The 10,832-nt window shown below is 39.4% G+C and carries 12 protein-coding genes; 7 read left to right on the forward strand and 5 right to left on the reverse strand.

What is annotated here, in order from left to right:
* Together F3G66_RS09660 and F3G66_RS08250 are read left to right on the forward strand one after the other, a co-directional pair.
* The coding region (locus F3G66_RS09660) for a site-specific integrase (protein ID WP_262483390.1) at positions 1–180 on the forward strand (180 nt) is incomplete at its 5' end.
* On the forward strand, positions 128–502 hold the full coding sequence (locus tag F3G66_RS08250; protein ID WP_223154249.1) for a site-specific integrase: 375 nt from the start codon (positions 128–130) through the stop codon (positions 500–502). The genes F3G66_RS09660 and F3G66_RS08250, both read left to right, overlap by 53 nt.
* A 745-nt stretch (positions 503–1,247) precedes the next feature.
* Here F3G66_RS08250 and F3G66_RS08255 read toward each other — a convergent pair.
* Positions 1,248–1,850: a CHAT domain-containing protein gene (locus F3G66_RS08255; RefSeq protein WP_149707776.1), complete on the reverse strand. Its 603-nt coding sequence runs from the start codon at positions 1,848–1,850 to the stop codon at positions 1,248–1,250.
* A 277-nt stretch (positions 1,851–2,127) separates the two neighbouring features.
* On the opposite strand from F3G66_RS08255, the gene F3G66_RS08260 reads away from it, so the two are divergent.
* Entirely contained in the window at positions 2,128–3,294 is a 1,167-nt protein-coding gene (locus tag F3G66_RS08260) for an MFS transporter (protein WP_188115852.1), read from the forward strand.
* A gap of 109 nt (positions 3,295–3,403) precedes the next feature.
* Positions 3,404–3,616 carry a hypothetical protein gene (locus tag F3G66_RS08265; protein ID WP_149707778.1) on the forward strand — a complete coding sequence of 71 codons (213 nt, stop codon included), beginning with the start codon at positions 3,404–3,406 and terminating at the stop codon, positions 3,614–3,616.
* Here the strand turns inward: F3G66_RS08265 and F3G66_RS08270 are convergent.
* Positions 3,590–4,354 carry an alpha/beta fold hydrolase gene (locus tag F3G66_RS08270; protein WP_149707779.1) on the reverse strand — a complete coding sequence of 255 codons (765 nt, stop codon included), beginning with the start codon at positions 4,352–4,354 and terminating at the stop codon, positions 3,590–3,592. The genes F3G66_RS08265 and F3G66_RS08270 overlap by 27 nt on opposite strands.
* Positions 4,355–4,362: 8 nt before the next feature.
* Positions 4,363–6,318 carry a TonB-dependent receptor gene (locus F3G66_RS08275; RefSeq protein WP_087586663.1) on the reverse strand — a complete coding sequence of 652 codons (1,956 nt, stop codon included), beginning with the start codon at positions 6,316–6,318 and terminating at the stop codon, positions 4,363–4,365.
* A gap of 113 nt (positions 6,319–6,431) precedes the next feature.
* Between F3G66_RS08275 and F3G66_RS08280 the strand changes: the two genes are divergently transcribed.
* A complete protein-coding gene (locus F3G66_RS08280) occupies positions 6,432–7,343 on the forward strand; it encodes a helix-turn-helix domain-containing protein (RefSeq protein ID WP_149707780.1) in 912 nt (303 codons plus the stop codon).
* 536 nt (positions 7,344–7,879) lie between these two features.
* On the opposite strand, the gene F3G66_RS08285 is transcribed toward F3G66_RS08280, so the two are convergent.
* On the reverse strand, positions 7,880–8,686 hold the full coding sequence (locus F3G66_RS08285; RefSeq protein ID WP_223154250.1) for an alpha/beta hydrolase: 807 nt from the start codon (positions 8,684–8,686) through the stop codon (positions 7,880–7,882).
* Between the two features lie 32 nt (positions 8,687–8,718).
* Complete coding sequence (locus F3G66_RS08290; protein ID WP_316346436.1) at positions 8,719–9,303, reverse strand: TonB-dependent receptor domain-containing protein; 585 nt, start codon at positions 9,301–9,303, stop codon at positions 8,719–8,721.
* A 291-nt stretch (positions 9,304–9,594) separates the two neighbouring features.
* Here F3G66_RS08290 and F3G66_RS08295 point away from each other — a divergent pair, with 291 nt between their 5' ends.
* Complete coding sequence (locus F3G66_RS08295) at positions 9,595–9,846, forward strand: antitoxin (protein WP_087586665.1); 252 nt, start codon at positions 9,595–9,597, stop codon at positions 9,844–9,846.
* The gene (vapC, locus tag F3G66_RS08300; RefSeq protein ID WP_149707782.1) at positions 9,846–10,253 is read left to right on the forward strand and encodes a type II toxin-antitoxin system tRNA(fMet)-specific endonuclease VapC; all 408 of its coding nucleotides are present in this window, start codon (positions 9,846–9,848) and stop codon (positions 10,251–10,253) included. The genes F3G66_RS08295 and vapC overlap by 1 nt, the downstream gene beginning before the upstream one ends.
* The last annotated feature ends 579 nt before the right edge of the window (positions 10,254–10,832 follow it).

Genomic DNA, 10,832 nt, shown 5'->3' on the forward strand with positions numbered 1-10,832 from the left:
AATGATCTATACTATATAACTATGATAGCAGCATATAGTGGCATGAGAATAAATGAGATAGTTCAGCTAAGAGCATGTGACATTGTGCAGCACAATAACGTGCTTTGCTTTAGTATAAATAGAGATGATGGTAAGAGTACCAAAAAACATAAATTCCATAAGGCTCGTGCCTATTCATAGTAAGTTAATAGAGCTTGGGCTAATGGAGTTTGTAAAACAAAGAGCTAGTGCAAATAAAAGCATCTTTAAAGTAAGTAATAAAGACTTTTCTGAAATTTTTAGATCACAAATACAAAGAAAACTAATAAGTAGCAACAAGCAAAAGACTTTTTACTCGTTTAGGCACTATTTTATAGATACGCTTGTCCAACAAGAAGTAGAGCCAAATATCATAGCTCAAATAGTAGGACATGAGAAGCAGTATAAAATTTTACTTGGAACATATGCTACAAATATAAATGCTAGTGTATTAAAAGCAAAAGTTGAAATGGTAAGTTACTAATATATCTCATAATACATTTTATTAAGTAACTTTACTTCACTATACTTATTTTACGTGATTTTACCTAGGTATACTTGTTTTACTTCACTATACCTTACTATACTTAACCTAACTTCACTTAACTATACTTCACGTGACTTCACTATACGTATTTTACGTTACTATACTTAAGTATACCTATTTTACGTAGTTTTACTTTAGTATACGTGTTTTACCTTACTGTACTTCACTATACGTGTTTTACGTGGTTTTACCTTATGTAACATTACGTAAAATTATGCTACCATACACTTTAATTATCTATATTCACCCCTATTAAGCATCAACATTTTTATATGTTGATAAACTTACTTAGCAAGCTCGGACTGAGCTTGCTGTAAGGTCTTAGCCAGACGGGCAAAATTTTTATTTGAAAAACAAAGCTTAGACGAAACTTTTTTACTAAAGATGACCTTTATCGATAAGAGGTCTAAGTTTTTCCTTGAAAAATTTATTTTTGCTATTTAAGAATATCAGAATACATTAATACATAGGCACTCAAAAAAGTTGATATAAATAAATAATAGCAAACTACTAAAATTTATTTTTAATAAATTTATACCTGGACATATTACTGAAGTAGATAAAGCATATAAAAATCTCATTTAAAAATTAAAAACATTGAAAGTATAAGAAGACCGATGTCACAAAGCATTATTGTGACATCGCTTTAGGTTATGATTTTGCGGTTTGGTGAGTTATTGTATTACTCTCCGCTCATTATAAAAGCGGCCCAGTAAAACGGATGTTTACCTTCTTTTATCATCTTGATCTTTGCATTTCTTAGAACTTCGTTAAATTTCTTTTCATTACCCTTTGTATCGGTATAAAATTCTCTCATTAACTCTACCGTGCTACTGTCGTCTACAGACCATAGACTCATTAGTACGTTTTTAGAACCAGCTTGTATAAAAGTTTTAGGTAAGCTTGCTACAGAACTTGTATCTTTAATATCTACTAAGCCTGTTTCACACGCAGATAGCACAACCAGATCGGTTCCATCTAGGCTTAGTCCTGATAGTTTAAGTGCATTTACAAGACCTTCGCCAGTTTGTTGCTTTATGCCTATATTCGCTCCGCTAAGTGCAACTCCTGATTTTAACATAGGGTTTGTTATGTTCTCATCGCTTATAAAGTATCCATGTGTGGTAATATGTAGGATCTTTGGAGACTTCAATGCTAGTATGTTTTCTTCATTTGCATTTTCTCTAATACCGAATTTTAGTAAGCTATTAGATGACGAACCAAATGAAATAAAGGATGAAATGAAAAGTAAAATAGCCGGTAGAAATAGTATGGGAATGGAAATTTAGTTGGGTTAGCTTTTACTTTCGGGCACAAAGTTGTCGAAGTTTTTAGCTAAAATATTTAGCAGGCTTCTTTTTTACTCTATACATACTAAACTATTATATGAGTTAGCAATACCAAACCTAAGCGGATGGCTGGATCTTTTTTGTGCTTTGGTGATGCGGCCGAATTTTGTCAAAAGTTCTTAAAATATAAAAATTTATCCCCTAAACGTCAAAATATTCTTGATAACACCTATCCATTTAAATATAATCTAACTAAAAAATTAAAGGATGAATTTGCTTTACAGGTCGCTAACTGTGCTTAGTCTTTGCATCGCGCAGTTTATTTGCATCGGATTTTTCGGCGAGGGACTCGTTAGCATCCTGCGTCAAGACGGTTTTAGTTTAGAGCGCGTCGGCGCGCTTAGAGGGCTTGGACTTTTCGCGGTTTTGGCTTTTTTGTGGTCGCCGTTTATCGACGCTATAGCGCTAAAAATAGGCGGTTACAAAAAGATTATCCTAGCCTTTCAGTGCCTTACTTTGGCGATTTTATATGCGGTTTCGCTTCTAAATCCGCGCGACGATTTATCTGCCGTAATTGCTTTAGCGGTGCTTTTGGCCTTTATCTCGGCCACCTGGACGATGGCGTCGAACGCATTTTTTATTAAAATTTCAAACAGCTCGAATTTAAGCTTCACAAACGCCCTCAAGCTTAGCGGCGGATTGATAGGACACGTATCCGGTAACGGCCTAACGCTCGTAATCTACGCAAAATCCGGCTGGAGCGAGGCGAATTTATTCTTGACGTCTTTGATAGCAGTTTCCTTGTTTAGCCTTGCTTTCTTTAAAGAGCCTGAGCGCGTAAACGCCGGCGAGGGGCTGGATTTTAGGGCGATGTTTGGCTTTTTTAAGGACAAAAAGGCTTGGCTTAGCGTGCTTTTCGTACAATCTATCGGTATCTGCGCGGCGTTTGGACTGCTTAGCCCGATGCTCGTAGATATCGGCTGGAAGCTGGAAGATATCGGCGAGGTCTTGCACATATACGGCACGATATTTGGCTTCGCGGGTGCGCTCGCGGCGGGCTTTGCGGTAAAAAAGCTAGGCGCTAAAAGAGCCTTTTTATACGCCGTAGCGATGCAGACGCTAGGCATCCTGGCCATCTGGTTACCTATCGGCGGCTGGACGGACCGCACGTCGGTACTTTTTGCTTCGAGCGCGGCGTATGCGGTATATATGGCGCAAGCGACGATAATCTCCACGATGATGATGCAACGTGCCTCGGGACGGCGACCCGCTAGCGAATATGCCGTGCAAAGCAGCTTAAATATGACATTTCAGATATTTTCGTTTTATCTCGGAACGCTTTTGGCGGGGACGTTGGGTTACGGAGCGGTCGTGCTGGGCGCGGCGGCGTTTTGCGTTTTGAGCCTAATTTATTTTATAAAGATTTATAAATTTATCTAGCGGATTGCGATTTTGCGCGATTTAAGTCGCCGTCCAGTATAAAAAAACGGCGTAAATTTTATTCCACGGAGTTTTGCAAATCGCTTTGCAGATTTAGCCCGCGTCGGCAATGCGGATTAAACGCACGCAATTTAATCCGAACGCAAGGCCGAATTTAAGTCTCTGGCGCAAAAAAGGCGGTAAATTTATCCCGAATCAAGCAAACCTACCCGCAACAGAAAAACCGCAAAATGAGCTTAAATTTACGCTTAAAACGGCGCAAATTTGGCTCGTAAAATTTACGCAAAAGCTAAATTTACAACCGCTCTTTGATGATCTTTAAAAAATCTAAAAGCGCCTTTGCGCTATGATGAGGCGTATCCTGGGCGGCGATTAGTTCGCAGCTCGGTAGCATCCTCGACACTTGCGAAGCGACGGCAAAAGGCACTTCCTCGTCGGCTCTGGAGTGATACATAAGCACGCTTTGCGAGACGTCTTTTAGCTCAAATCCCCACGGTCTGGCTTGAAGCCAAAGGTCAAAACCGATGCCGTTAAGCTGAGCTTTTATCGCTTCTTTTAGCGCACCCTTAGCCTGCGAGCCGTATTTTTCCCACGCCATTTGCGCCGTATTTTCAGGAGTATTACGCAAAGCGAAATCGTAAATTTCCTTTATGTGCGCATAGTCGGAGTAGCTTGTCAAAAGCTCGGGCTGGGCGTTAAATCCGCTTAGTATAAATACCTTTTTCGCCTCTTCGCCGCAAGCTACTGCCGTAGCGTAGGCGTAAGCCGCGCCCACCGACTCGCCTAGCACGCTAAATTCGCTTAGATTTAAGGCCTTGAAAAGCTCTTTTAAGCGTAAGGCGAATTTTAAAAAACTATCGTCCGCGCTAAAAAGCGAGCTGTCAAAATGCCCGCTTCTGTATATCAAAACGAGCCTTATTTGATTTTTCTCGCAGAAATTTATCAAGGTATTTTGCGGAAAAATCATCAGCGGATGGTGATAAACCAAAACATCCTTAAAATCGCTACCCAAGTCCTCGTAGCTTAGATTTTCGCCGCTTTTAAATTTAAAATTTTTCATCTTTTTCCTTAAAATTTATACTCGAATTTTACGCCGATCTCGCGAGGGTCGGACAGGTAGTGCATCGTGGCGTATTTTACGTCGTGATCTTTATCGAAAAGATTATTAGCGTAAATATAAACGTTGGTATTTTTGTGATTAAAGCCTACTTTTGCATCGACGGTCGCGTAGCCCGCATTTTCTACGACATTGGCCTTGTCGGTATAAAATTTGCTCTGTCCTCGCAAAAATGCCGCCGCGTAAAATCCGCTTGGAGCCTCATACGAAAGCCCTGCGCCATAAGTTAGTCTTGGCGCGTAATATACGTATTTACCGCTATAATCGCCCTGTGCGTCTTTATAGTCTTTAAAAACGCTTTTTGCATATCCCAAATTTGCGCTAAGCTTTAATCCATCCGTTAAAAGCGTTGCGGCGTCAAACTCAAAGCCCTGAGAGCGAGCCTTGCCTGCGTTCTCTGCCACCGTGATATTAGGCGCTACGATGACGCTTACTACTTGCTTGTTTTTGATATCGGCGCGAAAAACGGCGGCGCCTAGTTCAAACCGCTCCCAAGCCCCTTTTACGCCGACTTCGTAGCTAGTCATAGTCTCTTTATCGTACCATTTTTTAGACGTAGGCGAGGCGGCCCAAAAACCGCCCGGCTTATAACCCTTAGATACGCTCGCATACGCCGTAACCTCGTCGTTTATAGCATACTTTAGCCCAATCTTAGGCGATAGCGCGCTATATGAATCGCTTAAATTTTCACCCCTCATGCGGTTTTGAAATTTGACCCTATCTTTGTCGAATCTAGCTCCCAAAATAACCGAAAAATCAAGCGGCAGATAAATTTCATTATGCGTAAAAACGCCGTAGTTTTTACTTCTGGTTTTGTTATTTTGCAGCGAGCGAATACCGCCGAACATCACGCTGTTTACGCTACTTCGCACGTCTCTTTGCGTAGCGCCCGCCGCAGCACCTAGGACGAATTTGCCATACGCGTTATCGGCGCTAAATCTAAACTCCTGCGTAAAATCCTTTCTATCCTCTTTGTAATACACATCCAACAAGGACGCGGGGCGATGATCACCGTCGTAACTACTGTCGTTTTTATAATCCCTAAAAGTCGTAAGCGAAGTGAGCGCGTAATCACTAAATCTATATTCGGCTTTGAGCGATGCTTCGTAGTTTTTGGCATTTTCCTTGCCTTCTATGCCGTTAGCATAACGCGTTCTATCGGTCGCGTTAGGCAGATTTGATCTTTGCGCACCGTTAGCTATCTTGTAATGATTTTGAATAAGATCTACCGTAAGCTCATCCGTAGGCAAAAATCTAAAATAAATTTTGCCGTAAAGGGCATCTTTGTAGTCGTCGCTTTTGTTTAAATTTTCGTTATACATAAAACCGTTTTTCTTTTCGCTAAAACCTGTAAAACTAGCTAGAAATTTATCCTTTACTATTGCTCCGCCTGCACTAAAGCTAATGCCTCGCAGACTATCTTTGCCCAGTTTTAGCCCGATCTTAGCTTGCGGTTCGTTTGTCGGGGCTTTGGAGACTGCATTTATCACGCCGGCGTAAGCATTTTTGCCGTAAAGTGCGCTTTGAGGGCCTTTTAGTATTTCGATGCGCTCGATATCCTCTAAAAATACGTAGTTACCGTAAGTGCCAAGATAGCTCACGCCGTCAAGATAGAGCCCGACGTTTGGGCTATCAAATGCGTAATCGCTCGTAACGCCGCGCATGATAAAAAGCGAAATACCTCCGCCTTGCAAAAACGATAAATTTGACGATACGCTCCTAAGCCCGTTTAGATCTTTTGTTTCTCTAAGCCGCAACTCTTTTTCGTCTAGCACGCTCACCGCAGCCGCTACCTCGCTAGCGTTTTCATCGATCTTTTGAGCCGATACGCTGACTTCTTCCAACATAACGTCAGGAGCTGCTATAGCTAGCGTCGCAACCGCACTTAAAATCAAAATTTTTCTCACTTTAGACTCCTTTTATAATTTCTTTACTTCAAGGATAGTATAATAGTTTTGAGATTTATTATCAATCCAAAATTTACAAATGACGGATTTATTTTTATATTTAAAGGAAAAATTTGCGCACGGTATCTGCAGACGTTTTTATGGATAAATTTAATAGCAGCGAAGACGGAGTTTTGACTGGTCTTGGCGTCAAAATCCGTGCCAGAAATATCGCGCTAAGCGATGAAATAGCCTTCGGCGCGCTAAAAATGGACGTCAAAGACGACACCAAAATAGTCGGCGATTTTCATGCTTTGCAGGGTTGCTTTATAAATTTCACCCTACAAGGAGGCATCAGCCTAAGCTTGTCGAATGGCAAAATCGAATACAAAAGCGGACTATCCACGATCAGCTCGGTCGATCTACCAAGCTCGGATCAAGAGATTTACGGCGGCGCGCACGCTGGAATAAATTTATTCCTAGAAAATTCGTTTATGAGTGCAAATTTCGGCGATCTTATCGAGCTTGGCGCAAATAAACTCGTCTCGCAAAACGACACCTGCGCCGTAAATAAAATTTTATTAAACCAAATTTTGTCGCTAAATACCGACGAGCCGCTTGAAAGACTACTTTTGGAAAGTAAAATTTTAGAGCTTATTTATAACGAATTTAGCCACCTAAAATACCCAAATAAGCATGTTATACTAGACGAAGCGGACAAAAACGCGCTACAAAAAGCCAGGCAAATTTTGAGCTTAGATATCAAAAATCCGCCGTCCATAAAAGAACTCTCAAAACAGGTGCGGCTGAACGAATTTAAGCTTAAAGTCGGCTTTAGAAGTTTGTTTGGGCAAACTCCTTACGAATTTTTACGTGAAGAGCGAATGAAGCGAGCGCTGGCGATGCTGCAAGGCTCGGAGCTAAATATCGCCGAAATTTCGGCTGCGACGGGCTTTAAAAATCAAAGCCACTTCAGCAAGCTTTTTTGCGATTATTACGGCACGGCACCCAAAAATTTTATGAAAAATAGAAAATATTATTATTGATTTTGCAAGGTTGTCTAAAAATTTGCCGTAGACGGCTCTCAAAAGCCTGTTAAGATAATATTTCTAGTGGGACTATAAAACAAATTTGATATGACCACATATAAAATAAAATATGCTCAAATTAACAGTAGTGCTTACCAAGGCGTATATTGTACGCCTATGCTTGCAAATAGGAAGCATTTATAAGCTTTTAACGAATGATCGTTAAAAGCTTCCGAAGAAAAACTTAGACGTTTTATTGACAAAAAATCATTTTTTGATTGATAAAGTTTCGTCTAAGCTTTTATGTTTTTCTTTTGCTTGGCCAAAGAAAAATATCGGCCGTCTGCTAAGACCTTACAGCAAACTCATTTGAGTTTGCTGTAAGTATTAACATATTACCATATATAGATGTTGTTTTTATTAAATTCAAGCGAATTAGAGTTTATAGAAAAATTTACTTTTGTTTTTCTATTCGGTATTTTGGTATAAATTTAGATATTAAAAAAAGAATTGCCTCTAAAATCTTTTAATCAATATCTATCTGTGGGTTTAAATTATTCGCTTACATGCCTTACGATATCTTTTAGCACTAGCGGTATTACGTCGCCGTGTCCTTGTCCTTCGTAGATTTTAAATTCGTATTTGACGCCCGACTTTTTCAGAAATTCAGCGAGATCTGCCGCTTTTAGTATATTTTCTTTGTCCGTTTTGCTCGCTCTTTTTTCTAATTCTCCTACGCTAATTCTTATAAGACTCGCCTTTAATCTAATTTTTAGCTTGCCGTCGTTATCTAAGGCGTCCTTTAGAATTTTTGAATCTCCCCACCAAAGAGACGGAGAAGCTATAAAAAACTCATCAAATATACCGTCGTTTTGTAGAAGCGAATAAACTAAAAATAGTCCGCCAAAAGAGTGGCCGTAAAATATTTTTTCGCTATTTTTTATATCGTATTCTTTATATATAAACGGCAATAGCCTCTCTTTTATAAATTTATAAAATTTGTCTGCATTGCCGCCTTGCTCGTATTCGTCACCTTGAGCTAAAGGCGTTAAGTCCTTTGTTCGCCTTGCGGTATCGTAAGCTAATGGCGTATCGTATCCGACGCCTATGATAAGCGGCACGCTACCGCTAGAAGTAAAATTTTTAAATAAATTAAGCAGCATGGAAAATTGCGCATTCGCATCGAGCATAAAAATCGTTTTTGGATAAACGTTGCGGTTTTTCGGGACGGCTTGAAAAATTTTATATATTTCTCCGCCCGCGCTTTCTACTATGGAGTATTTAACATCAAAAAGCCGATAAACGCTTTCATCTATCGGCTCTATGTACTGAGTAGGCTTTGCGCTGGCTGCAGCAATCATAATTAAAGCTCCCAAAAATAATTTAACGGCCCTTACCACTTCGCGCTTACCTTAAACCAAAATCTCCTGCCCTCTTCAGGATACCAGTAGTAGTTGCCGTCATCGGCCATTCCCTCGTCGTAGCGGATATTATCAAAGATATTGTAGGCGGTCAAATTTAAGCTTAAATTTTTATTTACCTCCCAGCTGGCACCCAAATCGACGGTAAAAAGCTTCTTGTCGTTTTCGCTTACTTTATTGCCGGGGCCGAATTTGACGCTAGTTAGCTCGCTCTCGTAGTTTGCCCCGGCAAAGGTACTCACGCTTGCGATAGGCTTATACGTTAGCGTCAAATTTGCCGCGTGTTCGGGCGTTGCAGTCAAAGATTTGCCGTCTAGTCGGCTAAGGTTGGTCTGGCTAAATTTGACCGGGCCGTTTGGGGTATTGATAGTCGGGTCGCCGGTTTTGATTTTGGAGTTGTTGTATGTGTAGTTGCCGCGCAAATTTAGATTTTTTAGTATGTCGTAGTCTGCGCTAAACTCTATACCCCAGACATCTGCACCGTCGATGTTAAAGTAAGTTCCCCAGCCCGGGCAGTTTACATGCGGAGCCGTAGCGCATATCAGAAAAGGCGTGATTTAAAGGGGTTTTGAAGTTTTTGAGGCAAATTGAAGTTTGGATTTCAAAATGCGAAAAATGCCTAGATTTTTGCATTTTAAGTTCCCATTTTTTACCTTACGTCCATACCTATACAAAAACGCTCTTAACGCTATTTGCTCCACATTTTTATCCATTCTTACTTTTTACCTTTTGCATAAGATTTATCAAAAAAAACATTGCAATGCCGATACTATAAACGAGCAAAATATAAGAATATTTTTATCTTGTTCAGTATATATTTAGAAAAATATATACAAAAGGTTGTAATAATGCAGGCTAGATTAAAAGTATTCAAAAGCGGTAATTCTTTGGCACTAAGGCTTCCAAAAAGCCTAAATTTAGACAACGTCAAAGAGTTTATACTAAAGAGTTTTGATAATAACGAAGTGGTTTTAACCCCGGTTAAAGATGATGAATGGAGCGGACTATTTAAGACTTTAAATGAGTTGAAAGATGCTGGAGTTAAATTTGAAAGAGCCGAGCAAAGCTTGCCGCAAGAGCGAAATTTCGGATTTAAATAATGTTTTTGCTCGATACCAATATTTGTAGTTACTTGGTTTCTAACGCCGAGCCTTACAGTCAAAATATACTAGGCCATTTAACTAGATATGGCAAAAAGGATATTTTTATTTCCAGTATAACGGTAGCCGAAATGTTTTACGGTATAGAAAATTCTACTCAAAAAGAGCTAAATTTAAAACTCATGGGCGATTTTATCTCAAATTTCGGCGTTTTGGATTTTACGAGCAAAAACGCAGCAAGCTACGGTAAAATAAGGCTTGAGATGAAAAATAAAAATAGAAGGATAGGCGATATGGATATGCTGATTGCCGCCGTAGCGCTTAGTAATGATCTTGTTTTAGTTACGAATAATGAAAAAGATTTTAAAGATATAAGCGAGCTTAGGATGGAAAATTGGAGCGTTTGATATAATATACAGTAAATGTAAAGCCTTTTGTTGGTTATATCAGAGGTTAGCTTAAAGCTGGAATGTACAGTACAGCCAAAACAAAGGTGACTAAGCTCATGAAAACCAGTTGCGCCGCTCTTGATAGACTACTAAACCCAGACAACGATTCGCTAACGCTAAGCACGCTTGAAGGTGCGACAGCGCCAGGCAAAAGACTAAGTATCTAGATAACCTGACGGTTGCCGATTAATATATTTAAATAAAAATCGTCTAAAATTTTGGACGAAATTTTATATAAAATATCGCAGAGGAAAGGAATTAATGGTGCTAGACTTGTTACATAGGCTTGTTACATCTTTTTACCCAGAAAGAGTCAAAATTTATACTCTTAAAAATGCCATAGAAATCCCATTTTTAGGTACTTGTAGTAATGAAAAATGTTTTTACACTCTAGGTGTCCCTATCTCCCGGCCACCTATCTAATTCCTTGTATATTTTATAAAGCATTACCTAGATTTATTGTTCATAATGGCTATAAGAAAATTTTTATAAAAATTTAGTCTAAAATTTACTAAAACTAAAAATAGTATAAAATTA

Source organism: Campylobacter concisus (assembly GCF_902460665.1).
GTDB lineage: Bacteria > Campylobacterota > Campylobacteria > Campylobacterales > Campylobacteraceae > Campylobacter_A > Campylobacter_A concisus_AL.

Coding starts and splice junctions, on each gene's coding strand:
- F3G66_RS08250 (WP_223154249.1), top strand. CDS start 128: ATGGTAAGAGTACCAAAAAACATAAATTCCATAAGGCTCGTGCCTATT.
- F3G66_RS08265 (WP_149707778.1), top strand. CDS start 3,404: ATGCGGATTAAACGCACGCAATTTAATCCGAACGCAAGGCCGAATTTA.
- vapC (WP_149707782.1), top strand. CDS start 9,846: ATGTTTTTGCTCGATACCAATATTTGTAGTTACTTGGTTTCTAACGCC.
- F3G66_RS08285 (WP_223154250.1), bottom strand. CDS start 8,686: ATGATTGCTGCAGCCAGCGCAAAGCCTACTCAGTACATAGAGCCGATA.
- F3G66_RS08295 (WP_087586665.1), top strand. CDS start 9,595: ATGCAGGCTAGATTAAAAGTATTCAAAAGCGGTAATTCTTTGGCACTA.
- F3G66_RS08270 (WP_149707779.1), bottom strand. CDS start 4,354: ATGAAAAATTTTAAATTTAAAAGCGGCGAAAATCTAAGCTACGAGGAC.